This is a genomic window from Nocardia sp. NPDC049526, from assembly GCF_044465765.1.
Taxonomy (GTDB): Bacteria; Actinomycetota; Actinomycetes; order Mycobacteriales; family Mycobacteriaceae; genus Nocardia.
Genome location: NZ_JBITMA010000003.1, coordinates 741,129 through 765,165, shown reverse-complemented (window position 1 = coordinate 765,165; position 24,037 = coordinate 741,129). Strand labels below are relative to the sequence as shown.

Here is a 24,037-nt window from a genome sequence, read left to right as displayed (position 1 = left end):
ATCAGATGAGAGCGGAGCTGAATGAGATACCGGTGGTCGAGGAGTTGGCCAGATTCGCAAGCAGATCGGTCAGGCTCTGACCCGAAAGCTGCCCGAGCGGAGTGCCCCGCAGATCGGCCACAGCAGACACCACCATACGATTGTTCGATTTCATGATTAGTCCTCCTAACGAGCGAAACCCTTTGGCGCTCTTGCTGAATGCTACACACGACGCCGCACACCCATTTCCCAAACTTGGGAGTCTGTCCGAACGGGGCACCGCGCACTCGGGCTCGCGCGGTGGCATTCGGCGAAATCGCAGCCCGCGTGAATATTATTGTGGTTCAGACGAATTCGACCGAGTCGATGCGCCAGTCGCGGCCGGAGCGCTGCAGGGTCACCTTGGCGGTGAGGTCGATACTGTCGACAACGGTGCCGCCGGGCGCTTTGACATCCTGGGTGATCATCGCCAGCCGATCGATCCGCTGATCGGTATCGGCGCCGTGCTCGGTACCCAGGATGAGCACAGTGGCCTCCACGGTGGAACGCGCACGCGCCCACTGATCCCACTGCACACCGGGTCCCCGTTCCGAGGTCGTGGTCGACGTCGCCGCGAACTTGTCGGTGAGCCAGGGTGTTGCCCGGCGGAATGCGTCGAGCCTGCTGGTATCGGCCCCCGGGTGCCAGGTGAACATGGTCTGCAGTCCGGAGGTGATCGTCTCGATCGCCGTCTTGTCGGCGGGTTTGTCATCGCTGCCGGACGGCGTCGAGGAACACGCGACGCACAGCGCCGCGGCGAGCGACGCGAGCAGGATGAATGCGTACCGCAGTTTGGACATGGCAACCTCCTCAGAAGTGCATGGCGTGGATGCGCCGGCCTTGTTCGGTCTGCACAACGGTTGCCCAGACCGTGATTTCGATGTTCTCGATCGGTTTCGCCGCGGCATCGGTGATGGCCTGCCCGATCGGCACCACACGATCGATGCGGGCCGGTTGATCCGCCGGATGTTCGTCGGTCGTGACCTGCACGGTGACCTTGACCTTCGCCTTGGCGTCCGCCCACGCCTTCCACTGGGTCTTCGCACCGCCGGAGGTGGTCTCGCGAGCGCGGGCGCCGAGTTGATCGGTGAGGTACGGACGAGCGCGGGCGTAAGCGTCGTCGGGTGAGTTGTCGCTCTGCGGCCGGCAACCGAACATCGTCGAGAAGCCAGCGCGCAGAACGATATTCGGATCCGCAGTGTCAGCGGCACCGAGCGGGGCCGGAAGTGCGAGACCGCGCACCGTCGAACCACAACCGCTGATCGACGCGATACCGAAGGCCGCGAACAGCAGGGCCAACAGGATTCGGCGAATGCTCATGACATGCTCCGTACCTCGGCATCGGCGGCGATGCCCGCCTCGACAACCGTGCCCCACTTCACCGCGCTGGATTTCGATACCGATCACCAATACATCTGGCGCTTCAGCAGCCTGCCGTCGACAGAACTGGTGTCGATCCAGCCCGCTACCGCGATAGCGACGATCATCGAGCTGATCGGGGAGCACAGCGGCGGAAACAAGAAAAACGACCCGCGGGTGCGCACATCATCGTTCTGCCGCAATATCGGTGCGCTCATCGGTGTCGCCGCATCCTCCGGCGGCGACAAGAAGGTACTCAATATCGTCAACCGAACCCCCTACCTCTGCCGAATCGACATCTCGTCCCTGTCCGGCAGAGGGGTGTCGGCCGTACCCGCGCTGTCGCGGGCGATCAGCCTTTTCGAGACCGAATACGTTTTGGTGCCGACCCTGGGCGAAACGCACTACCTCGCGAATACCGGTCAGAATGTCATCGGTGGTGCCGGTTGCCTCGATGCCGTCATCTTCAGCAATCCATTCTTCGGATGTATCAACGCCCAAGGGTCTTTCGCCGGATGCGTTATCAACCAAAATGTCACCATCGGCGCACTGGACGAATTACCGGTGACCACCCCGGCCGCGTTCAACAGCGCCGGGCAGGAACTGACGCCGGTCACCCCGGAGCTGATCGGTGCCATAGACATGGATGCGGGCGACGTTGTCAGGATCCTTTGCTACGCGGCGGCGGTGTCCGCGGTCGCCACCGAGCACGCGGACGTGATCAAGGACAAGGACCCCACGACAGTGGATGCGATCTCGGCCAAAGTTGCCGAATACGCAGCCGACGTCGAGAAACTCTACCGGGAATACCTGTCGTCCCTGTACTGACACCGATCGGCGTATTGTTCACCCGGCATCGGTTTCAGCGGACCGGGCGAATCGGAGCGTGACGAGCTGGAAAGGCCGCAGCCGCAAGCGAACTCCCGTGCCTTCCGGCACAGCGGCCGTATCCCCATCCAGCGGTCGCTCCAGCAGATCGCAGATCTCGAATCCGGCGATACCGAACCCTGGCGTCACCAACGCCGTCGCCCGGCCACCGTATGCCTCGTAGACGCGGAGTACGACGTCGCCGCTGCCATCGTCCGCGAGTTTGACGGCACTGGTCACCACGGCGTCATTGTCGATAATGAACAGTGGCGCAACGGGTTCGGCGACTCCGGGGCGCGAGGTGGTGAGGTTGATGCGATAGCCCGCGCGCACGGCATCTCCGATCGAAGCGCCGGGAATCAGGGCGTGCCGGAAGTGGTGCGTACCGTGGTCGGTCTCCGGATCGGGAAATCGTGGTGCCCGCAGCAGCGAAAACCGCAGTGTTGTCGTCGTTCCGCCATCGGCTCGAACGGTGCGGGTGACGTCGTGGCCGTAGGTGGAGTCGTTGACGAGCGCCACACCATAGCCGGGCTCGGCGAAGTGGACGAAGCGGTGATTGCAGGCTTCGAACTTCGCGTACTCCCAGCTGGTGTTGGTGTGGGTGGGCCGGAAGACGTGCCCGAACTGAGTCTCGGAGGCATAGCGGTCGGCGCGGATGTCCAGGGGAAAGGCAAGTTTGAGGAATTTCTCGGTCTCGTACCAGCCGACGGTGGTGTCGATATCCAGTCCACGCGCGCCAGCCCGCAATGTCAGGGACTGCTCGACCGTGGAAGACTCGAATGAGCGGCCGACCCGCACGACGGCTGAGCCCTTCGAATCTGGTTCTGCCGCAACGAATTTCGCCTCGGTCAGGTCGGTGACCCGGTTTCGGTAGAAGAGATCGACATCCCAAGCGTCCCAAGAGTTCGGGAAATCCGGGTGTAGCTGTAAGAGATTCGCGACCGAACCCGGTGGCAGCGTCTCGCGCTGATGCTCGAGGTCGAACACCGATGCGACGAGGCCGCGCGCGTCCACTTCTATCCGCAATAGACCGTTGTCGAGGACGAACCCGCCACCTGCACGCTCGACCACAGAGCATGGTTCATCCGAATCCACCGGAGCCGCCGCACCGGCCGGAACCGATCGCCAGGTATGCGGCGTCGGGTTGAACATATTCGGCCCCACCCGCCCACCGCCGAGCACCCATTGCGCCCGCTCGATGATCGCCGTCAACTCCTCGGCCACCGCCGCATACGTCTGCTCCGCCTCGCGGTGCACCCACGAGATCGACGAGCCGGGCAAAATGTCGTGAAACTGGTTCAGCAGCACCATCTTCCAGATTCGGTCCAATGCCGCGTACGGATACTCGTAGTTCCTCCGCACCGCCGCGGTGGCGGCCCACAGCTCGGCCTCCCGCAGCAGGTGCTCGCTGCGGCGGTTGCCCTGTTTGGTCTTCGCCTGACTCGTCAACGTGCCGCGGTGCAACTCCAGATACAGCTCCCCCACCCACACCGGCGGGTTCTCGTACTCGGCCTCGGCCTTGGCGAAGAAACCGGACGGGGAGTCCCACACCACCTTGGGCGAACCCTCGAGATCGGCCATCCTGGCGGCCTTCGCGATCATCTCCCGCGTGGTGCCGCCGCCACCGTCACCCCAGCCGGTCGGCGCGAGCGATATCGACGCACGGCCCTTCTCCTTGAAATTCCGTGCGGCATGGGCGATCTCACGCCCGTGCATCGAACAGTTGTAGGTATCGACCGGCGGAAAATGGGTGAAGATCCGGGTTCCGTCGATACCCTCCCACAAGAACGTATGGTGCGGAAACTGATTGATCTGGCTCCACGAAATCTTTTGTGTAAGAAGCCATTTCGATCCGGACGCGTTGATGATCTGCGGTAGTCCGGCGGCAAACCCGAAGGTGTCGGGCAGCCACACCTCTTCGTTCTCGACACCGAATTCCGCCAGGAAGAACCGCTTACCGTGCACGAACTGCCGCGCCATCGCCTCCGAGCCCGGCATATTCGTATCCGCCTCGACCCACATCCCGCCGGTGGGTACGAACCGTCCCTCCGATACCGCCTGTTCGACCCGCTGGTAGACCTCGGGACGGTGCTGTTTGATGAAGTCGAACTGCGCGGCTTGCGACATCGCGTAGATGAACTCGGGCTCGTCGGCCAGCAACGCGGTCATATTCGCGGTCGTACGCGCGACCTTGCGCACCGTCTCGCGCAGCGGCCACAGCCACGCTGTATCGATATGCGCGTGCCCGACCGCGGAAATCGTATGCGCGGACGGTACCGCAGGCTTCGCCAGCACATCGACCAAACATTCGCGCGCCGCCGCGGCGGTCGCGTTGACGTCCTGCAGATCGACGGTATCGAGTGCGCGCTCGATCGCACGCACGATGTCATAGCGGCGAGCGGGCTCCTCGGGCATCTCGTGCATCAGCTCGCCGAGGACCTCCAGGTCCTGCACCAGCTGCCAGACCTCGTCGTCGTAAACCGCGAGATCCATTCGGCCCAGCCGATATTGCGGCTCGTCACCAGCTGTGGACTTGTCGCCGAGACCCATCGGCGGAAAGAACGGGATGATCGGGTTCGAAGCCGCCTCGACATGCAGCAGCACCTCCTCGCCACCGACCGCCGGGGACGCCACCCGCACCCATTGGTTCCGCGGGTGCAGCCCCTTCACCGGCGATCCGTCCGGCCGATAGACCAGACCCTCGCATTGGAAGCCGGTCATATTCCGGTCGAAACCGAGATCGATAATCGCCTCGACGGTTTTGCCCGCCCACTCGGCAGGGACCGTGCCTTCGACCGTCAACCAGCTGGTCCCCCAGGGTGCGCCCCACCTGGCACCGGATTCGATCGGCGTCCGGGGCGCGGCCAAGCCCTCGGCCACCGGCACCGGCTCATCCGGCGCGACCCAGATCGATGCCCGCAGCGGCACCGACTCCGGATAGATCGCCGGAACGATCCGCTCGGTAAGAACGCGCCCGAGGCGGCTTTCGATCAACCGACGGTCATCGTGCACAGCGCTGGCTCCCATCGGACCGGAGGAGTGATCACCAACCGTCCCATTGTCCGACAGCACAGTGAATTCCGGGTGATACCAACCCCTTTCATCATTCCATCATTTGATGTACCGTTATTTAACGGCTCAATAGATGCGGTTTATTCAATCGGTGGACCGGACTTCGGTGACGCCGACGGACATGCAGCTGCGCGCGCTCGGGAGGCGAAATGCTCAGTCTGGAAGGTCGACTGGCCCAGCTTGTCAAGGAAGCAAGAAACCTGGGCACCGGGGCGACTGTTGAGACGGTAGGTGACTTGCAATCCGCCCTCGGCTCCTTGGACCAGGAACTCGAGAGCACGGCCGACTCTGTCCAGCGACGTCGTGAACTCGGCAGACTGCGCCGAGAAGCGGGCCTGCTTTTGGCCGATGCTCGCGCCCGAGCTGTTCTTGCGCGCGATTTCGGGTGAACCCCCAGCAGGCGACCCGATCAATCCGCGACTCGTAGCACTGCGTGTCGATCACGCCCCGAGATGGGGAAGACTCGACCCCATGGCCACCATCCGCACCGAAATCGGCATCGATGCTTCCCCACAACACATTTGGGATGTGGTACGTGATGTCGGGGCCGTGCACATACGCCTGCTCCCCGGCCGAGTCGCCGGCACACGCATCCAGGGCGTCGAGCGCTTCCTCACATTTCCGGACGGCCACATAATCCGGGAACTGATCATCTCCATCGACGACGAAACCCGCCGACTGGCCTACTCCGTCGTGGAAGGCGCCAGGCCGTCCTTGGACTACCACCACGCGTCCTTCGAGGTCCGAAGCGAAGGTGAGCGCGGCCGACTGATCTGGACAACCGACGTCCTTCCCGACAGCAGCGCCCCCGAAATCCGAATCCGCACCGAGTACGGCATCAAGGAAATGAAACAGGCAATCGAAGCATCGGCACCGAAGAGACTGCCTTGACGCCGGGAGAGCGTCGACCGGAGGCTGGACCGCACCGCCCGAACGTGATCTTGTAGTCGCACTGCGAACCGCCTGGCTGGCTGGCCACACTCGAGGTCGGTGCGAAGGAGTCGCGATTCACCGCGGATATCGATCTCACCGGCGTGATCACCGACCTGCGCCCGGTCGAAGCCCGCTTCTTCGACCTGGTCGACCGCCTGGCCGAGGCGGAGGAATCTTCCGAGAACATCAGCGAGTCCTACTTCACCGAAATCGCTCGCGACCCCTCTTCGTGGATCCGGTGATATTCGCGTCGGCATAAGCACTGTCCGCGGCGCACGGCAGTTTCCGCAACGGGAAAACCTAGTGCTCCGGTCTCAACGGTGCAGCGGGATTTCGCGTCGCATATGCGAAAGCTTCTGGGGATTGCGCACCGAGTAGATGCCGCTGATGAGGCCGTCGTCGATGCGCACCGCCATCACGCTGTCGAGCTCCCCGTCGAGCCGGATGATCAGCGCCGGGTAGCCATTGACCTGCGTCGGTTGCAGTGTCGCCGCGGCGCCGATCGTGTTCCAGTAGGCGGCGAACAGCCGAGCCACTCGCTCGGCCCCGACGATAGGGCGCGGGAGAGCCTGTTTGATTCCGCCGCCGTCGTTGAGGGCGACGACGTCGGGCGCGAGGATTTCGAGCAGGCCCTGTAGGTCGCCGGTTTCGACCGCGCGTTGAAAGGCGGCGAGCGCGTCGCGGGTCTGAGTCGAGGAAATGACTCCGCGGGGTCGGCGCGCGGCGACGTGTGCTCGTGCGCGGTGGGCGATCTGGCGGACCGCGGCGGGGGATTTGTCGACGGCTTCGGCGATTTCGTCGTAGGCCAGATCGAATACCTCGCGCAGTACGAACACCGCGCGCTCGGTCGGGGCCAGCGTCTCGAGCACGAGCAGCATCGCCATCGAGACACTGTCGGCAAGTTCGACATCGTCGGCCACGTCGGGGGCCGTGAGCAACGGCTCGGGCAGCCAGGGACCGACGTAGGACTCCTTGCGCCGGTCGAGGGTGCGCAGCCGATCGAGTGCCTTGCGGGTGGTGATCCGGACCAGGTAGGCGCGCTTGTCCTGCACCGGGGCCAGGTCGACATCGGCCCAGCGCAGCCAGGTTTCCTGCAAGACGTCTTCCGCGTCTGCGGCCGAGCCGAGCATCTCGTAGGCAACGGTGAACAGCAGGTTGCGGTGGGCGAGGAACGCCTCCGTGGCGGCGTCGGGGCGGCCGGCATCACCCGTTCGTTCGCTCATTGCTCTCGACTGTGCCATACACACCAGACGCCGGTCCCACCCGCTTTGTGACACCCACCATCAGTGATGCACGTCACGTAGGTGCGGACGTCACAGGACCGCGGTCACGTGCGTCTTGTGTTCGTCCAGTTACCGAGACAGGAGGCTGACATGCAGGTCGTCGTAGTGGGCAGCGGCTATTCGGGCACGCTCGTGGCGAACCGGGTGGCCAGGAAGGTCAAGGATGCCGAGGTCACGGTGATCAACCCGCGCCCGGACTTCGTGGAGCGGGTCCGGCTGCACCAGCAGATCGCGGGAACATACTCGGCGGCAACACCTCTCGCAGAGGTACTGCGGGAAGGGATCACGGCACGGGTAGGCACGGTCGACAAGATCGGTGACGGCGCCGTCGCCCTCGCCGACGGCGAACGGATCGACTTCGATTACGCCTTCTTGGCCGTCGGCAGCACGGTGTCGCCGATACCCGGAACCGTGCCGGTGGGCACGTGGGAAGGCGCGCAGCAAGCTCGCGCGGCGCTGGCGGCGCTCACCCCGGGTGACCATGTCACCGTCATCGGGGGTGGTCCGACCGGCATCGAGACCGCGGCCGAAATCGCCGAGGCCAGACCCGATCTGCGAGTGCGGCTGATCGGTTCTTCGGTGGGCGGCGGCCTTACGGGTGGGGCCTATCGGCGGGTACGCGCCGGGCTGGAGCGACTGACCGTCGAGATCATCTATGACGAGGTGGCCGAAGTCAGTTCGGGCGCAAAGCAATTCGAGGGTGCCGTGCGGCTGCGGTCGGGTCGGGATATGGCTTCGGACCTGACCCTGTGGGCGATCGTGTCGGACGTTCCCGACCTCGCGACGCACAGTGGTCTCGAGGTCGACGCGCGCGGACGTGCGGTCGTCGACGAGTTCCTGCGCAGCGTCAGCGACCAGCGGATCTTCGCCGTCGGTGACTGCGCTGCCGTGCCCGGAGCACGTTTCGCCTGCTACACCGCCCTACCGCAGGCCATCCACGCGGCCGACAACTTCGCTCGCCTACTCGCGGGCCGCAGGCCCAAACCGCATTCGTTCCCGTACTTCAGCCGCGGCCTCTCGCTGGGCAGGAAGGACGCGGTAGCCCAGTTCACCCACACCGACGACACGGTCCGGCGCGCCTACTTCGCCGGACGCACGGCGGTCGCACTCAAGGAAATGACCACCCATAGCGCGTTCTCGTCCGCCCGCGCGGGCGTTTCCAGTTTCTGATCAACAGGAGAATCGAATATGAAGATAGGCATCGTCATCGGCAGCACCCGTCCCGGCCGCATCGGCGACCGCGTGGGCCGATGGGTCCAGGAACAGGCAGCCGAATACGCAAGCGACGCCGCGGATTTCGAGCTCGTGGACCTGCAGGACTACCAGCTGCCACTGCTCGACGAGCCCATCCCGGCGGGCCAGGCGCCGGGCCGACAGCCGCACACCCGGCGATGGGCCGAGTGCATCGGCTCCTGCGATGCCCTCATCTTCGTGACGCCCGAGTACAACACCGCCCCGCCCGCCTCCCTGACCAACGCCATCAATTTCCTGCACAGGGAATGGGGCGGCAAGCCGGTCGCCTACGTCGGTTACGGCATCTACGGCGCGGTGATGGCGGTGCAGAAGCTGCGCGCGCAGGCGGGTGTGCTGCGGATGGCCGATATCGGGCCGCAGGTGGCGTTGACACTGCGCGAGGACTTCGTGAATTTCGCCGACTTCCAACCGCGTGAGCTGCACGTTGCGGCGGTGCACGGGCTGGTCGACGAACTGTCGGCATGGGCGCGGGCGCTGGCGCCGCTGCGCACGGCTTTGGTGTCGTAGGGGCGAATCTTCATGCGTATCACAGTCTTCGGAGCAAACGGTCCCACCGGTCGCCTGCTCACCGGCCAGGCACTCGCCGCCGGACATGACGTCGCCGCGGTCACCCGGCAGCCGGATTCGTTTCCGCTGCACCATGATCGGCTCGAGATAGTCGGTGCCGACGTGCTCGATCCGGGTGCCGTCGACGCCGTCGTGGCGGGGCGGGATGCGGTGCTGTCGACGCTCGGGGTGCCCGCCGGGAAGGAACCGATCAGCACCTATTCGCGTGGTGTGGCCAATATTGTCGCCGCGATGGAACGGCATCGGGTGCGTCGGCTCGCCGTCGTCAGCTCGAGCGGAGTCGACCCGCATCCGTACTCCGACGGCGGATTCCTGTTCAACCGCGTACTGCTGCCATATGTGACGCGGGTGGCGGGTAAGACCCTGTACGACGACATGCGGCGAATGGAATCCCTGATCCAGTCCACCGATCTGGACTGGACGATCGTGCGTCCGAGCGGGCTCTACCATCTGCCGTCGGTCACCGACTACACCGTCGTCGAGGGCCACGCCGACGGCAGGTTCACCGCCCGCGCGGACCTGGCCGCGAGCATGCTCGCTTTGCTGAACGACCACCGCTACGTCCGCACCACCATCGGCGTCATCACCACCGCCGACAACCCCACCTTGCTCGAGTGGATTCGTCACGAAGCACTCGCCAAGAGCTGAACCGACCAGGGTTCGGCGTCGACACCGTCTGCTGCGACGCCGAACCTCGGCGACTACGACGCCGCCCGCTCGTGGCACAGCCAGGAAGCCCACGTCATCGACACCACCGGGCTGCAACCACGTGAAGTCGCAACCCGCATCGCCGCCAGCGCAGGCACAACGGTCGTTCCGGTCGAACATCGACGCCTACTCGATCGTCGTGGGTCGAATCTTCCTCGCCGTTGTCCTCAGCCGCGGCGCAACCGCCGCTCGCGGCACGTGCGCTGCCTGGTGCCGCTTCGGGCTTCGGATCGCAAATCGTCGGTCGGTACGCGTCTTGTCGACGAGTCCACGCCGCAGCGGCGGCGTGCTCGGCCACATGCTTGCTCCACTCCCACATAACCCGTCCCCCTGAGAATCGAAATTGCTTGCGCACGCGCGGTTTACAGACATCCCACCCCGCGCTCATGCGTCGCAATCACGATATGGGCGCACCCCGTCCCGATCGAGAAGCTGCGGCCGCCTGCACCCTGAACCTCCTGGTCCACCGGGCGGACAAGAATTCCGGACCGGACCCGGGGATTCCGGACCGGAACGCAAAGATCAGCTGACCTGGGACTACGATCGCAGGACAGTCATCACACGCGGACAACGCCCAGGCAGGAGTCCCATGTGTCGCTTGTTCGGTTTGTCGGCCGCACCGCGGCGCGTGCGGGCCACGTTCTGGTTACTGGATGCGCCGGACAGTCTGTCGATACAGAGCAGACGTGACCCCGACGGCGTCGGCCTCGGCACCTTCACCGCCGACGGGGCCCCGCTGGTGGAGAAACAACCGATCGCCGCGTACCAGGACGTCCAATTCGCTCGGGAGGCGCGCGAACGCGAATCGATGACGTTCGTCGCGCACATCCGCTACGCCACCACAGGCGGCTTGCAACCCATCAATACCCACCCGTTCGAACAACATGGCCGCCTGTTCGCCCACAACGGTGTGCTGCACGGCCTCGACGAACTGGACTCCGAACTCGGCGACTACCTCGACCTGGTACACGGCGACACCGATTCCGAACGATTCTTCGCCCTGATCACCAAGCGCACCGATCAGCACGACGGCGACGTCACCGCCGGTGTCACCGACGCGGTCAGGTGGATCGCGGACCGACTCCCCGTCTACGCACTCAACCTCGTACTCACCACGGCAACAAACCTGTGGGCACTGCGATACCCCGACACACACAGCCTCTTCGTCCTCGAACGCGCAGCAGGCGGCCCACAGGGCGACCGGCACCTGGACCAAGCCGGACGAGCCGGAATCCGAACCCGCAGCGGCCACCTGCGCAAATTCCCCGCGGTCGTGGTGGCCAGTGAACGCACCGACGAGGACCCACGCTGGCGACCACTCGCCCCGGGCGAACTACTCCACGTCGACGACCATCTGCGCGTCCGATCGACCACCGTCCTGGATTCCGCACCGCGCCACCCACTCTCGCTGGCACAACTCGACAGCCGTGCGGCGGCAGCACAGTCGGGTCGGTGACCAACCTCCCGATCCGAGCCCGCTACCGCGGTAGATGTCCCACCCCAATGCAAGACTCGGGACGTGAGATGGGCGGTGGCGGAAACGGGCGACGGAGGTGCGACTCTGTGTCCGCTCGATCAGGATGGTCGGCCCGCCGGACCAGTAGTGCGCGAGCCCTCGCTCGCCGAGGCGGTGCGCGCACGGCCCGAGGTCGAGCGGTGGGTTTGGCGATCCACGGCCGAGATCTACCGACCGTTGCTGGCGGCGGGCGTGCGGGTCGAGCGGTGCTACGACGTGCAGGCCGCGGAGGCGCTGCTGATCGGCCATGAGGAGGGCCAGTCGGGCCAGGCCCGCTCGCTGGCGGCGGCCTGGGCGCGACTGCACAACCTGCCCGTCCCGCCGGACGCGCCCGCACGTGCCGCCGAGACCCAGCCATCGCTGTTCGAATCCGGCCCGGTACCGCTGCCACCCGGCACGGATGAGTTCGAAGCCCTGTTGGAGGTCTACGCGGGCCAGCTGGCTCGTACGGCGAAGACCGAACGTCCGGAACGTATGCGGCTGCTCCTTGCTGCCGAATCGGCGGCCATGCTGGTTGCCACGGAGATGTCCCGATCCGGGATCCCCTGGCACGCCGACGTCCACCGCGAGCTGCTGGACAAGCTGCTGGGTGAGCGCTATCCCGGCGGGCTGGAGCCGCGCCGGATGGCGGAGTTGGCCGACGAAGTGTCGCGGGCCTTCGGGGAAGGTGTGCGGGTACGGCCAGACCTGCCCAACGACATCATCAGAGCCTTCGGCCGCGTCGGGATCTTGTTGTCCTCCACCCGAAAATGGGAACTCCAGCAGATCGATCACCCCGCCGTAGCGCCACTACTGGCCTACAAATCGCTGTATCGCCTGTACACCGCCCACGGCTGGTCCTGGCTCGAGCAGTGGGTGCACGGTGGCCGCTTTCGTCCCGAATACTTGCCCGGCGGCACGGTTTCCGGCCGCTGGACCACCAACGGTGGCGGCGCCCTGCAAATCCCCAAGGTGATCCGTCAAGCGATACGCGCGGACCCGGGCTGGCGTCTGGTGATCGCCGACGCCGACCAAATGGAGCCGCGAGTCCTTGCCGCGATCTCCCGCGACCCGGGATTGATGGAGGTGGCCGGTCGCGGCGAAGACCTGTACGCAGGCGTCTTCGGCGGCGACCGTGCCCAGGCCAAAATCGCCCTGCTGGGCGCCATTTACGGCCAGACCTCCGGCGATGCCCTCACCCACATGGCCGAACTGCGCCGACGTTATCCGGCCGCGGTGGCGTACGTCGACGACGCGGCTCGCGCCGGTGAAGAGGGCCGGTTGGTGCGCACTTGGCTTGGCCGCACCTGTCCCCCGGCCTCGGTCGCATCGCCTGAGACGGACGGGTATGGCAGCACGTCCGCGACGCGCGCTCGCGGCCGCTTCACCCGCAACTTCGTGGTGCAGGGCAGCGCCGCCGACTGGGCCCTGCTGGTACTGGCGGGCGTGCGTCATGCCATGACACACGCCGGGCTCCGAGCCGAGCTTGTCTTCTTCCAGCACGACGAGGTAATCGTGCACTGCCCAGCCGAGGAAGCCACGACTGTCGCCGAACTGATCGCGGCCGCGGCCGAGACCGCGGGCCGGATCGCGTTCGGATCGACACCGGTGCGGTTCCCGTTCACGACCGCGGTGGTGGAGTGCTACTGGGACGCCAAATGAGGTTCCCACGCGAACCCGTCCGGATCGGTGAAGGCTCCAACACTGCCCCCGAGGACGATGCGATGCGACCCGGTTCCCTCCTGCGGCACACAAGCATCCTTGGCGGCGGCACGGCGCCCGTAGAGCGCCAGCTTGATCGAGGACGCCGGGGTTTCGAACTCGACGTACTTGCTGCCGAAGCTCTTCGCCACGGCCAGGCCGTGATCGACGTAGAACTGCTTGGTCGCCTTGACATCGTCGACCCCGAGCAGGACCACGAAATCGTCGATCTCGCGGGTGGCCGGGCCGGTGTCCTTCTTCGACGACGTCGCGATCTTCCAGATCGCCCCGTCCGGCGCCTGGACGACGCCGCCGTAGCCCCAGAAGCTCTTCTTGGCGGGTTTCAGCGTCGTCGCACCTGCGTCGACAGCGGTGCCGATGAGGCTGTCGACGGTACTCGGCTGCGACACCACGAGTGACAGGATGAAGCCACGGAAGCCGGTCGTCGGCGCCTCCGAGGTGCGGACGCGCACCTTGTCGCCGAGACCGAACGCGGCGGTGTAGAAGGCCTCTGCGGCCGCAGCGTCGGACACCTCGAGGATGACGGATTCGATAGCGGCTTGGTTAATGGTGATGTTCATGGCACTAACGCTATTTTCTACCCGGCGACCAGCGCTTCTCGATTCCTGATCGCTTGGACCCCTGTGTTGGATCAGCCCGTTGCCCAGTGGCATCTCGCCACCGTGGGGGTGCCGTCCCACCATTGCCGCACACAGCCGATTGTCGAGTGATGGCCGTGCAGATGGGCACTGTGACTTGACGTTTCACGATCGGGCCCGACGGAGTGGAGCCGACCTCAGTCGATGTCGAAGACGAACGAATACCAATCTCCGGACAGCCTTTCGAACCGTCGCGCACCATCCCCTGCCGGCTCGGTGCTGGGCGAGTAGACCCAGCCGCGGACAGTGGAACCCACGAAGCCGTCGGCGTCATAGAAGTAGACGCGACCATCGGACTCGCGATGAACCGAACTTATGTCGAGCCCACCGAGACTCAGGCCTTGACGGATATTCGGCCCATCCTCGCGCAGCATCCCGACCGCGACTGCTTCCATTTCCGGACGTGCGGAGCCGAAGCTCGCAGGCCGAAAGATCAACCCGGCCACCAGCCCCGCGACCACAACCACCGGCACCGCGGCGACTTTCCAGGACCACCGGCGTTCTCGACCGAGCAGATACAGCGTCTTGATCGCCCACCCCAACAGGGAAGCACTGAGCAGAATCCCGCCGATCACCAAGACGACAAGCCGATCGGGACCGGTCGAGTTCCCAACGAACGGAGCCCGGTCGAGGTGGACGCACAAGAGCAACACCACACCAACGACTGTCCCCGTCAGGACCATGAAACTCGGCGCCGTGGCGGTGTTCAGTCCGCCCTCGGCCTGCCCGTCATGAGCGCGCGATGTTTCGATCGGAGCCTCCCCATCTCGACTTCTGCCCCAACGCCTGATCCGCGCTCGGCGATGCCCTCGACCGAACTCTACGCGGAATCACTTCCTCGAACTGCCTCCCGGAATCGCCGCGCTGCCGCTGTCGGCGCTGCGTGGCCGGTGAAAAGTCAGTGGCCTGATCGGACCTGATTGGTAGCGCCTCGGATTCACCGATGAGGTCGCGGCTCGACACGCCGAGCGAATCGCTGATGCCGAACATCTTTCCCGGCGCGAACCATTCGACGCCCTGCTGCCATGACCCACCACCTGAAGACCGCCCGGCGTCTAGGGTCTGAGCGTATGAGCTGTCGCCTGTCCGAACTGGTCGTCCAATGCACCGACCCCGTTGCCCTGTCCCGTTTCTGGTGCGCCGTGCTGGACTACGTCGAGCTGGGCAGGGAGGAGCGGGATGACGGCATCGAGATCGGACCGCCGTCCGGATTCGGCGGGGCCGCTCCGACGCTGGTGTTCAGCCGGGTCCACGAGCCGAAGACCGCGAAGCTCCGGCTGCACTTCGACGTGAACCCGGTCGACCGCGACCAAGACGCCGAACTGGAGCGGCTGCTGTCGCTCGGTGCGCGACCGGCCGACGTCGAGCAGACCGGTGACGAGCCCTGGCACGTGCTGCAGGATCCGGAGGGCAACGAGTTCTGCCTACTGCGTCAACGGTTGCCGGAGCTGTAATTCGCGAATAACCGAGCGCCCCATAGCGGCCGACGCTGGGCATCGCGAAATCTGCCCAGCATTCTTGATTCGTCCATTGCCGGCGGCGATCGAGTTACCCTGAATTGATGCGTTGGTTCCGTCGGTACGTCCTGGCCGCGCTCGCCGCCGCGGCGTCGACCTTGCTGCTGTGCACGAACTCCTCGGCTGTCCCGCCGATCCGGTCGAACGCGCTACCGGTACTGGACTCGGATTTCCTGTGGGGTGTCGCGTCATCCGGTTTCCAGTCCGAAGGCCATGCGCCCGATAGCAATTGGACGCGTTACGTCGCGAACTCCGGTGCCGACGAACTGCGCGATTCGGTCGACTTCTACGACCGATACGCCTCCGACATCGACCTGGCGGCCGAGCTGGGTGCGAAGGTGTTCCGGATCGGGATCGAATGGGCTCGCGTACAGCCCACGCCGGGCGCCTGGGATGCCGCCGCGTTCGGTTTCTACGACGCGGTGATCACAAAGATCGTGGCTGCCGGGATGCGACCGATGATCACCCTGGACCACTGGGTTTATCCCGGCTGGGCCGCCGACCGCGGCGGCTGGCGCAATCCGGGCATGGTCGAGGATTGGCTGGCCAATATGCGCACGGTCGTCGACCGCTACGCATCTCGAAATCCATTGTGGGTCACCGTGAACGAGCCGGTCGCCTACATCGTGCACGAGACCAGCCGGGGCGCGGCGAGCGGGCCCGAGATGCTCGACCGTCTCGCACAGGCCCACAACGCCATATACGACTACATCCACCAAGCCCAGCCCGGCGCCCAGGTGACCAGCAATGTCGGCTACGTGGCCGGCTCGGAGGCGCAGGTCAACGGCGAGTTCGTCGATCGCATCGCCAACCGGCTCGACTACGTGGGCGTCGATTATTACTTCGCCTACGATCCGGTGCAGTCGCTGCTGAGTTCCATCACCAGGGCCATCGGGTCGGCGATGCCGCAGCTGCCCGGACAGCGCATCTGGGAACTGCCGGTGCGCACCGAGGGCATCTACTATGCGCTGCAATACTATTCGCGCCGCTTTCCGGGAAAACCGCTCTACATCGTCGAGAACGGTATGCCCACCGAGAACGGCATTCCCCGCGGCGACGGCTACACCCGCAGCGATCACCTGCGCGACACCGTCTACTGGATCCAGCGCGCCAAGGCCGACGGCATGAACGTCATCGGCTACAACTACTGGAGCCTCACCGACAACTACGAATGGGGCAGCTACACACCACGATTCGGCCTCTACACCGTCGATGTGCGCACGGACCCGACCCTGACCCGCCGCCCCACCGATGGCGTCGGCACCTACACCCAGATCATCGCCGCGGGCGGTCTCCCCGCCGACTACCGCCCCACCCGCGGCCCGTCGATCTGCGTGCTCGTCGACCCACCGGCCAGCTGCCTGAGCCCGGTCGCAAACCCGTAGCCTGCGCCGCCGACAGCACGCCGAAACCGCCGCGCGCGGTCGCTCTCAGATGCCAAGTCGCCGACCATGTCCTCTCGAAGCCGTTGTACACACCGCAACAGCCTCGATTACCTTGGCACACTTTGCGTTCTGCGTTCTCGCGCTGTCACTGGCCGAGGGCGTCGAACACCGCCTCTGCGCGATCCCGCGTCTCGTACATGTGCCAGCCAGTCTCGGCGATTCGGTCGGGATCGAGCGTATGTCCTTCTGCAGCGCCATATTTCGCTGGGTCAGCGGTGACCATGGCATGGATGTCGCCGCGTTCGACCAAGCCGCCGATGGTGAGCGTTCCAGCGTAGATATTGCGGTCGGCCAGCGCGGCGTTGAGGGTGAGCGCGTAGTTGCGCAGCGCCGCGGCGGCCAAAGCCAGTTGGCCCAGCATCGGCATGGGACGCACACTGGACAACCCGCCCGCGAAAACCAGCCCGCCGGTACCGCGTTCGAGCATGCCGGGCAGCACGGCGCCGACGACATGCACCGCGGGCCATACCCAGTCGAATGCCGATCGCGCGATCGCGACGTCGATCTCGGCGATCGGGACCGGCAGCTGCGTCGGGCCGGGACCGTAATAGACGAACTCGACATCCCCGCCGGCGCTGATCGCATCCAGGACCTCGATCAGTCGATCCGGATCGGTGACATCGGCCGTGTGGGCGGTGGCGTCGATGCCCTGCGCGGCGAGATCGGCCAGATACGCACCGTGCCGGGCGTCACTGCGAGAGATCAGCGCGACCCGGAATCCTTCCCGACCCCATCGACTGGCCATCGACATGCCCAATCCCGGCCCGACACCGACGATCACGGCTGTGCGTGCGCTGTTCGTCATCTCTACCTCCAAATATTGAGGGGTACCTCACTTTCAACGAGGCTAACACTAGGGTGAGGGGGTCCTCAAGTTTGTATAATGGTCGTCGTGACTCGACCGATGCGCCGCGACGCGGCCCGCAACCGCGACCGGTTGCTACAGGAAGCCGCCGGCGTGTTCACCGCACAAGGACTGTCCGGGTCACTGGAGGAGATCGCACGGCGGGCCGGAGTCAGTATCGGCACGCTCTACAACCACTTCCCGACCCGCGACGCCCTCATCGACGCACTGCTGCCGCCCCGCCTGGCCGCCGTGGACGAACTCGCCGAACAGGCTGCGGCCGAACAGGATTCCTGGGCCGCGCTCACCGGTTTCGTCGAAAACCTGCTGACGCGACTCGCCGCCGACCGCGGCCTGCTCGAAGCATTCACCGGCGATCACCCCGCCGCCGCACAACTCGCCCAGGCATGCGCGCGGGGAATGACACATCTGTCGACGGTGCTCGACCGCGCTCGCCGCGACGGAAAGCTACGCGCCGACGCCACCGACGACGACGTGGTGAAGCTTGTCTGGGCGCTGTCGCTGCTCGGCGACAACGCCGGCGAATCGGCATGGCAGCGATCCCTGCGGTTCGTACTCGACGGTCTCCGCGCTTCCTGAACCTGCCAAAAGGACCACGACGTCACGAACTGCGTTCTCGTGCAGCACCTCTCGTCTGAACCCCAGTTGCGCCCACGTGCATCACTCCATCGGCCGCGGTGAGGCGCCGACGCACATCACACCATCGGCCCGGTCAGGAGTCGGCGGGTGTTTGCACCGCGATTTCGCCACCCAGTTCGTAGCCGCCACTCAACTGCAGCCCGTCTCCACTCCAAAACCGTCCGGGGTCATACCAATTGGGGCTTCGGTCCTGCGACAACAGCCCCATCGACTGATAGGTCGCGGCCACGATCTCCGCGCAATACGCGCTCTCCAACTCCTGGACGACCGTTCGGCGCGACCGGCTTCGCGGGAAGCGTGCTCGGCCGCGTAGCCAGCGTCCGGCGAGACCGGCAGTAGAAGGAAAGGGGGTTCCATCGAATCGGGCGATGGTGCGCAGCAGGCTGTCTTCCATCTCTTTGCTTGCCGGACGGTTCAATTGGCGCAACCAGGCCTGCTGACCGTAGCGGTGCGCCCACACCGATACGGCATCACGCAGATTGTGTAACTGGACGCCGCGGTGCGCGACACCCGACCACATGTCGGGCAGTGATCGGCCCAGTTCCGCATGCCAGATCAACGCGGGCAGATCATCGAGCACGACCGACATTCCCACATGGTTCACCGGACTGTTCGTCGTCATCCGAATCGCACGATCGGCCGCCGAATGCCCACGGAACAACCAGATATCGCCGGTCCTGGTGAGCTCGAGCGCCCGATCGAGACTGATGCTCGTCCCCGTCATGGAAGTAGCCTATGCGGTATGAGGTGGTGGAAGGCAGTGGGATTGGCAGGTGCGGCCGGCGTGGTCGCAACCGGTGTGGTGGTCGTACGCGCTGAGCGCCGCCGCCGCGCCTACACCTCGGACCAGGTCCGCGAACAACTACACGTGCGATTCGCTCAGGCAACCTCGACGGAGACGGCCACCGAACCCGCCACTCCCTTATCCCGGAACACCCCCGGCATCCGCAGCCGTATCCGGCGTCTGTTCCACCGCTGACTCGCGGACCTGGGTTGCGTCTCCGAGAGCCGGAGTCGAGAAGGCATCCGCGAACCACGAACAGGCAGAATCAGGTCATGCCGCACCGCTCGATGCCCGCTCCGGACCAGGCCGGTTATTCGGTCCGCACGGCGGCCGAGCGGCTCGGGATCCCGACTGCCACGCTGCGTAGCTGGAATCGCCGATACGGAATCGGGCCGCAGCCGGAGCGTCCCGGGCGGCACAGGTTGTACACCGAAGCCGATATCGCAGTGCTGACCCGGATGCTCGATCTCATTCGTGCGGGCGTAACACCGGCCGGCGCGGCCGCCACGGCGCGCGGACCCGCGCCGGCCTTCGGCGACCGGCAAGCCCTGCTGTCCGCCGCGTTCGACCTCGACACGCCGCTGGTGTGCGAACTCCTGGACAAGCATGTGCGCACCTTCGGGGTCGTCGACACGTGGGATCGCCTGTGCCGCCCCGCTTTTGCCGATATCGTCGTCCGCCAGCTCGACGGCGAGGGGTGCGTGGATGTCGAGCATCTGCTGTCATGGTGCATCATCGCGACTTTGCACCGGACCGTACCGCCGACCCGCACCCATGATCCGGTGCCGACGATCCTCGCCTGCACCAGCGGCGAGTCCCATTCCCTGCCACTGGAGGTGGCGCGCGCCGCGCTGGCAGAGCGTGGCACGGGTGCGCAGTTGCTCGGCCCGGACGTACCCACCGCCGCGCTGCACGACACGCTCACCAGAATTGCCGTCCCCGCAGCCGTCATGCTCTGGTCCCAGCAAGCGGCGACGGCTCTGACCTCAGCGGTACTCGCGTGCATCGACGCCGGTGCCCGGGTCTACCTTGGGGGACCTGGCTGGGACCAGGCGATCCTGCCCGATGCCGTCATTCGGATCGGCAGCCTGGCCGAGACGGTCGAACGGCTCGGCCGGACTCCGCTCTAGCCGGGCATGCACAAGGCGGTGGGTCCGAGCCTGAGCGCCCCGGGCAATACCGCGCTGAATCATGCTCACATTCCGTTGAATTCGACGATCGGCGGCGGGTAGTCGGCAGCACGGATACCCGCCCGCCACGGTCGATGGATCTCCGCGCCGGGCAACATCGCCAGCTCGGGCAGCCAGCGGCGCACATAGTCGCCTTCGGGATCGAACCGCTCGGCTTGGCGCAGTGGGTTGAGCACACGACTCGAGCGGGTGTCGGTGCCCGTACCCGCCATCCACTGCCAATTCAGCCGGTTATTCGCGATATCGGCATCGACCAGCCATTGTTCGAAATGTTCGGCACCGGCCCGCCAATCCACACGCAGCGTCTTGACCAGGAAACTCGCGGCGATCAACCGGGCACGCCCTGGCATCCACCCCTGGGTGAGCAGCTGTCGCATCCCGGCGTCGACCATCGGGTATCCGGTGCGCCCGGTCCGCCAGGCCGCCTCAGCCCGGGGATCCGACCGCCAAGGTTCGAGCGGTGCCTTGTAGTCGGACACGGCCACATCGCACCGGTCGGCGAGCACCTGGTGATAGAAGTCGCGCCAGGCCAGTTGCCGCACAAAAGCGTATCCGCCCGGATCGGCCGTGTCGGTGCATGTCACCACCTCGGCCGCGGACAAACACCCGAAATGCAAGAAGGGTGATAGTCCCGAGGTGCCATCGGCGGCGGGCACATCCTTGTCCTCGGCATAGCGGCGCACCGGCCCGGACAGCCACTGCTCCAACATTTTCCGGCCTGTCGTCTCGCCGCCCACCGCTAGTTCGGGTGAACCCGCACCGATGTCGGCGGGGTCCGGTATCGGCTCACTGGTTATCCGTGGCACCGTGACCGTGCCGGGCGCAGCGAGCGGTCGCCGGATCGGCGTATCGAGCCACCGGCGGAAGTACGGCGTGAAAATCGCGTAATGACCGCGCCCGGTATCGGGCCGGATCGCACCCGGATCCACGGCGGTGATCGAAGCCGCGTGACTCTGCACGCCGCAGCCGATGCGCGAAAGCCGCTCCCGCAGCGCGTGCTCCCGACCGCGGCTGTAGCGGGTGACGTCCGTGGCGAGGTGCAGACTCCGCGCACCGGCATCGATCGCAACCCGCTCGACCTCATCGACGCCCCGGCCGCGGCGGATGATCAGCCTGCCACCCCGTGCCCGCAACTGCTCGTCGAGCTCACGCAGCGCCGCAGCCAAGAACCGCATCCGATTGTGCGCGTTTCGCACCCTGGCCAGGATGTCGACATCCAATACGAATAGCGGCACCACCGACTCGGCTTCGCGGCATGCGGCGGTCAGTGCCGGGTTGTCGTGTACACGCAGATCCCGGGTGAACAACACGATGGAGGCGGCCATGTCCTCACTGTAGATCCATATTGATGCACAAACGATGCAACTGCATCCACGTGCCGCCATGGGCGGATCCGGCGGCGGCCGCCGTCCGTTCGGCGCTGTCGTCCGAGGATGGACCTACCGGTGAATTCGGCCCCGGGAAAGATCTTTCGGCGGCGCGTCGATTTTCCCCGTTCCCCGTTCGACTCGAGAGTGAGAGGGTCCGAGAGGGACCCGGATACTCGAGGAGAAACGAACCATGAAGTACATGCTGATCTGGCGCGCCACCGACGAGGCCTACGCGGGGATGGAGAATTTCGACTTCGACAAGATGCTCGAAACCGTCGGTCGGTACAACGAGGAGATGATCCGGGCGGGCGTGCTGGTCGCCGCGGAGGGTCTCGACGATGCCGCCGATGGCGTGGTCATCGACTATTCCTCCGAGACGCCCGTGGTCACCGACGGACCGTACGGCGAGACCAAGGAGCTGTTCGGCGGGTTCTACATTCTCAACGTGGCATCCAAGGAGGAAGCCGTGGAGTGGGCCAAGCGGTCCCCGATCACCGGTCCCGGCTTCAAGACCGAGATCCGCCGGGTCACCACGATCGATGAGTTCCCGCAGGACAACGAGTGGATCCAGAAGGAGCGGAAGTGGCGGGAAGCGACCGGTCAGCTCTGAGTGGATCGAATGGCTGAGCACCCTGGCCGCGCAGCCGTCGCCGCCATCTGGCGCATCGAGTCGGCACGGATCGTCGGTGCACTCGCGCGGTACACCGGCGATTTCGCGCTGGCCGAGGACCTCGCTCAGGAGGCGCTGGCCGAGGCCCTGGTGACTTGGCCACGTGACGGCGCGCCCCGCAATCCCGCGGGGTGGTTGCTCACCGTCGGTCGACGTCGCGCGATCGACGCGTTCCGTCGGCGCTGCGCCCTCGACGAGAGATATGCCGCCCTCGCCCGCGATCTGGGCGAGGGCGGTGTGGTCTCCGGGCGCGAACCCACTCGCGAGGCCGAGGACATCCTCTGGGATCCGGATCGGATCGATGACGACGTGCTCGCATTGATGTTCATCTCCTGCCACCCCGTGCTGTCGCGGGAGGCGAGGCTGGCGCTCACCCTGCGGGTGGTCGGCGGTCTGACCAGCGATGAGATCGCCAAGGCGTGCCTCGTACCGACCGCCACCGTGCAGGCCAGGATCACCCGCGCGAAGAAGACCTTGGCGGCGGCCCGGGTGCCGTTCGAGGTGCCGTCGGCACAAGAGCGGGCCGAGCGCCTCGGCTCGGTGCTCAGCGTGATCTATCTGATCTTCACCGAAGGCTCCACGGCCAGCTCCGGTGACGAGCTGATCCGATTCGAGCTAGCGGGTGAGGCACAGCGTCTCGCGCGGGTGCTCACCCGGCTGGTGCCGAACGAAACCGAGGTCTACGGTCTGCTCGCACTGCTCGAACTGACCGCGGCGCGCTTCCCGGCCCGCACCGGACCGGACGGCGAGCCGGTCCTATTGGAGCAGCAGGATCGCCGCCGCTGGGACCGTGCCGCGATCCGCCGGGGCCGGGCCGCCCTGGCCCGCGCGGAGCAGGCCGGCCGTGGCCTCGGCGCCTACGGCTTGCAGGCGGCGATCGCCGAATGTCATGCCGTCGCAGCCAGCGTCCAGGCGACGGATTGGGAGCGCATCGTGCTCATCTACGAGGCACTCGGCAGACTGGCCCCGTCCCCGGTGGTCGACCTCAACCGGGCGGTGGCAGTCTCCATGGCCCAGGGACCGGCTGCGGCGCTGCCGATCGTGGACAGGTTGGCGGCGGCTGGGGCGCTGCCGAATTCGCATCTACTGTCGAGCGTTCGCGGTGAGCTGCTCACCCGCTTGGGACGCACCGATGAGGCACGCACCGAACTCGAGCGCGCGGCACAGCTATGCGGCAACGAGCGCGAGCGAACGGTGCTGCGGCGCAAGCTCGCTGCGCTCGGCTGACAATGCGCTCGGGCGACAGGCGGTCTATGCCGACAAACTCGAGGGCGACCACGCGTATGCGATGCGCTCCCGGTCGGTTTGTCGATTCCACTGCACTGCACGGCAATCGGCAAAGCGATCCTGTCCGGTCTGTCCCGGGCGGAGTTGCGAGAGGTGCCGGCGCGTATTCGGCCCACCGCCGTGACACCGCGCACGATCATCAATCCCGACCTGCTGATCGCCCGTCTCGCCGCCGTGACCGAACGGGGGTACGCCGTCGACGACGAGGAGACCGAAGCGCACATCTGCATTTTTGCAGACCGCACCTGCAACTTTCCCTCTTGTCTGGACACAAGTGAGACATCAATACTCGCCAAGCGAGTCTTGTGCGGTGCATCACATGCACCGGTCAGCCTCGTGCGGAGAGAAAGATGA

The 24,037-nt window shown here is 65.8% G+C and carries 26 protein-coding genes; 16 read left to right on the top strand and 10 right to left on the bottom strand.

What is annotated here, in order from left to right; genetic code table 11:
• Window position 1: 1 nt before the first annotated feature.
• The 3 genes from ACIBW7_RS13110 to ACIBW7_RS13100 all read right to left on the bottom strand — a co-directional run bounded on the left by ACIBW7_RS13110 (window position 2) and on the right by ACIBW7_RS13100 (window position 1,338).
• Window positions 2–154 (bottom strand): hypothetical protein, encoded by a 153-nt coding sequence (locus ACIBW7_RS13110; RefSeq protein ID WP_357470511.1) that lies wholly within the window; start codon window positions 152–154, stop codon window positions 2–4.
• Between the two features lie 169 nt (window positions 155–323).
• Entirely contained in the window at window positions 324–818 is a 495-nt protein-coding gene (locus ACIBW7_RS13105; RefSeq protein WP_397046455.1) for a hypothetical protein, read from the bottom strand.
• A gap of 10 nt (window positions 819–828) precedes the next feature.
• Window positions 829–1,338, bottom strand: a complete 510-nt coding sequence (locus ACIBW7_RS13100) for a hypothetical protein (RefSeq protein WP_397046454.1) — start codon at window positions 1,336–1,338, stop codon at window positions 829–831.
• A 3-nt stretch (window positions 1,339–1,341) separates the two neighbouring features.
• On the opposite strand from ACIBW7_RS13100, the gene ACIBW7_RS13095 reads away from it, so the two are divergent.
• The gene (locus ACIBW7_RS13095) at window positions 1,342–2,205 is read left to right on the top strand and encodes a hypothetical protein (protein WP_397046453.1); all 864 of its coding nucleotides are present in this window, start codon (window positions 1,342–1,344) and stop codon (window positions 2,203–2,205) included.
• Between the two features lie 18 nt (window positions 2,206–2,223).
• Here ACIBW7_RS13095 and ACIBW7_RS13090 read toward each other — a convergent pair whose 3' ends face one another.
• Entirely contained in the window at window positions 2,224–5,256 is a 3,033-nt protein-coding gene (locus ACIBW7_RS13090; RefSeq protein WP_397046452.1) for an alpha-mannosidase, read from the bottom strand.
• 531 nt (window positions 5,257–5,787) lie between these two features.
• Here ACIBW7_RS13090 and ACIBW7_RS13085 point away from each other — a divergent pair.
• A complete protein-coding gene (locus ACIBW7_RS13085) occupies window positions 5,788–6,207 on the top strand; it encodes an SRPBCC family protein (RefSeq protein ID WP_397046451.1) in 420 nt (139 codons plus the stop codon).
• Window positions 6,208–6,350: 143 nt separating this feature from the next.
• On the top strand, window positions 6,351–6,491 hold the full coding sequence (locus ACIBW7_RS13080; protein ID WP_397046450.1) for a hypothetical protein: 141 nt from the start codon (window positions 6,351–6,353) through the stop codon (window positions 6,489–6,491).
• Window positions 6,492–6,563: 72 nt separating this feature from the next.
• Here the strand turns inward: ACIBW7_RS13080 and ACIBW7_RS13075 are convergent, their stop codons facing one another.
• Window positions 6,564–7,472: an RNA polymerase sigma-70 factor gene (locus ACIBW7_RS13075; protein ID WP_397046449.1), complete on the bottom strand. Its 909-nt coding sequence runs from the start codon at window positions 7,470–7,472 to the stop codon at window positions 6,564–6,566.
• 150 nt (window positions 7,473–7,622) lie between these two features.
• On the opposite strand from ACIBW7_RS13075, the gene ACIBW7_RS13070 reads away from it, so the two are divergent.
• From ACIBW7_RS13070 to ACIBW7_RS13050, 5 genes are all read left to right on the top strand, one after another.
• On the top strand, window positions 7,623–8,702 hold the full coding sequence (locus tag ACIBW7_RS13070) for an NAD(P)/FAD-dependent oxidoreductase (RefSeq protein WP_397046448.1): 1,080 nt from the start codon (window positions 7,623–7,625) through the stop codon (window positions 8,700–8,702).
• 18 nt (window positions 8,703–8,720) lie between these two features.
• Entirely contained in the window at window positions 8,721–9,293 is a 573-nt protein-coding gene (locus ACIBW7_RS13065; protein WP_397046447.1) for an NADPH-dependent FMN reductase, read from the top strand.
• A 12-nt stretch (window positions 9,294–9,305) separates the two neighbouring features.
• Window positions 9,306–10,001 carry an NAD(P)-dependent oxidoreductase gene (locus ACIBW7_RS13060; RefSeq protein WP_397046446.1) on the top strand — a complete coding sequence of 232 codons (696 nt, stop codon included), beginning with the start codon at window positions 9,306–9,308 and terminating at the stop codon, window positions 9,999–10,001.
• 649 nt (window positions 10,002–10,650) lie between these two features.
• Complete coding sequence (locus tag ACIBW7_RS13055; RefSeq protein WP_397046445.1) at window positions 10,651–11,517, top strand: class II glutamine amidotransferase; 867 nt, start codon at window positions 10,651–10,653, stop codon at window positions 11,515–11,517.
• A gap of 63 nt (window positions 11,518–11,580) precedes the next feature.
• Window positions 11,581–13,218, top strand: a complete 1,638-nt coding sequence (locus ACIBW7_RS13050) for a bifunctional 3'-5' exonuclease/DNA polymerase (protein ID WP_397046444.1) — start codon at window positions 11,581–11,583, stop codon at window positions 13,216–13,218.
• Here the strand turns inward: ACIBW7_RS13050 and ACIBW7_RS13045 are convergent.
• Window positions 13,200–13,838: a glyoxalase gene (locus tag ACIBW7_RS13045; RefSeq protein ID WP_397046443.1), complete on the bottom strand. Its 639-nt coding sequence runs from the start codon at window positions 13,836–13,838 to the stop codon at window positions 13,200–13,202. The genes ACIBW7_RS13050 and ACIBW7_RS13045 overlap by 19 nt on opposite strands.
• A gap of 215 nt (window positions 13,839–14,053) precedes the next feature.
• Window positions 14,054–14,572 (bottom strand): hypothetical protein, encoded by a 519-nt coding sequence (locus tag ACIBW7_RS13040; protein WP_397046442.1) that lies wholly within the window; start codon window positions 14,570–14,572, stop codon window positions 14,054–14,056.
• 414 nt (window positions 14,573–14,986) lie between these two features.
• On the opposite strand from ACIBW7_RS13040, the gene ACIBW7_RS13035 reads away from it, so the two are divergent.
• Both ACIBW7_RS13035 and ACIBW7_RS13030 read left to right on the top strand, forming a co-directional pair.
• Window positions 14,987–15,370 carry a VOC family protein gene (locus ACIBW7_RS13035; RefSeq protein ID WP_397046441.1) on the top strand — a complete coding sequence of 128 codons (384 nt, stop codon included), beginning with the start codon at window positions 14,987–14,989 and terminating at the stop codon, window positions 15,368–15,370.
• Between the two features lie 107 nt (window positions 15,371–15,477).
• Window positions 15,478–16,818 carry a family 1 glycosylhydrolase gene (locus ACIBW7_RS13030; protein ID WP_397046440.1) on the top strand — a complete coding sequence of 447 codons (1,341 nt, stop codon included), beginning with the start codon at window positions 15,478–15,480 and terminating at the stop codon, window positions 16,816–16,818.
• A gap of 145 nt (window positions 16,819–16,963) precedes the next feature.
• On the opposite strand, the gene ACIBW7_RS13025 is transcribed toward ACIBW7_RS13030, so the two are convergent.
• A complete protein-coding gene (locus ACIBW7_RS13025; protein ID WP_397046439.1) occupies window positions 16,964–17,683 on the bottom strand; it encodes an SDR family NAD(P)-dependent oxidoreductase in 720 nt (239 codons plus the stop codon).
• Between the two features lie 78 nt (window positions 17,684–17,761).
• Between ACIBW7_RS13025 and ACIBW7_RS13020 the strand changes: the two genes are divergently transcribed.
• Window positions 17,762–18,322: a TetR/AcrR family transcriptional regulator gene (locus ACIBW7_RS13020; RefSeq protein ID WP_397046438.1), complete on the top strand. Its 561-nt coding sequence runs from the start codon at window positions 17,762–17,764 to the stop codon at window positions 18,320–18,322.
• Window positions 18,323–18,455: 133 nt separating this feature from the next.
• On the opposite strand, the gene ACIBW7_RS13015 is transcribed toward ACIBW7_RS13020, so the two are convergent.
• Complete coding sequence (locus tag ACIBW7_RS13015) at window positions 18,456–19,106, bottom strand: hypothetical protein (RefSeq protein ID WP_397046437.1); 651 nt, start codon at window positions 19,104–19,106, stop codon at window positions 18,456–18,458.
• 18 nt (window positions 19,107–19,124) lie between these two features.
• On the opposite strand from ACIBW7_RS13015, the gene ACIBW7_RS13010 reads away from it, so the two are divergent.
• Both ACIBW7_RS13010 and ACIBW7_RS13005 read left to right on the top strand, forming a co-directional pair.
• On the top strand, window positions 19,125–19,361 hold the full coding sequence (locus ACIBW7_RS13010) for a hypothetical protein (RefSeq protein ID WP_397046436.1): 237 nt from the start codon (window positions 19,125–19,127) through the stop codon (window positions 19,359–19,361).
• Window positions 19,362–19,438: 77 nt separating this feature from the next.
• Window positions 19,439–20,296, top strand: a complete 858-nt coding sequence (locus ACIBW7_RS13005) for a MerR family transcriptional regulator (protein ID WP_397046435.1) — start codon at window positions 19,439–19,441, stop codon at window positions 20,294–20,296.
• A 65-nt stretch (window positions 20,297–20,361) separates the two neighbouring features.
• On the opposite strand, the gene ACIBW7_RS13000 is transcribed toward ACIBW7_RS13005, so the two are convergent.
• A complete protein-coding gene (locus ACIBW7_RS13000) occupies window positions 20,362–21,681 on the bottom strand; it encodes a cryptochrome/photolyase family protein (RefSeq protein WP_397046434.1) in 1,320 nt (439 codons plus the stop codon).
• Between the two features lie 235 nt (window positions 21,682–21,916).
• Here ACIBW7_RS13000 and ACIBW7_RS12995 point away from each other — a divergent pair, with 235 nt between their 5' ends.
• The 3 genes from ACIBW7_RS12995 to ACIBW7_RS12985 all read left to right on the top strand — a co-directional run bounded on the left by ACIBW7_RS12995 (window position 21,917) and on the right by ACIBW7_RS12985 (window position 24,037).
• Window positions 21,917–22,336 carry a YciI family protein gene (locus ACIBW7_RS12995; RefSeq protein WP_397046433.1) on the top strand — a complete coding sequence of 140 codons (420 nt, stop codon included), beginning with the start codon at window positions 21,917–21,919 and terminating at the stop codon, window positions 22,334–22,336.
• A 9-nt stretch (window positions 22,337–22,345) separates the two neighbouring features.
• Window positions 22,346–23,623 carry an RNA polymerase sigma factor gene (locus ACIBW7_RS12990; RefSeq protein ID WP_397046432.1) on the top strand — a complete coding sequence of 426 codons (1,278 nt, stop codon included), beginning with the start codon at window positions 22,346–22,348 and terminating at the stop codon, window positions 23,621–23,623.
• A gap of 78 nt (window positions 23,624–23,701) precedes the next feature.
• Window positions 23,702–24,037, top strand: coding sequence for an IclR family transcriptional regulator C-terminal domain-containing protein (locus tag ACIBW7_RS12985; RefSeq protein WP_397046431.1), 336 nt, complete (start codon window positions 23,702–23,704; stop codon window positions 24,035–24,037).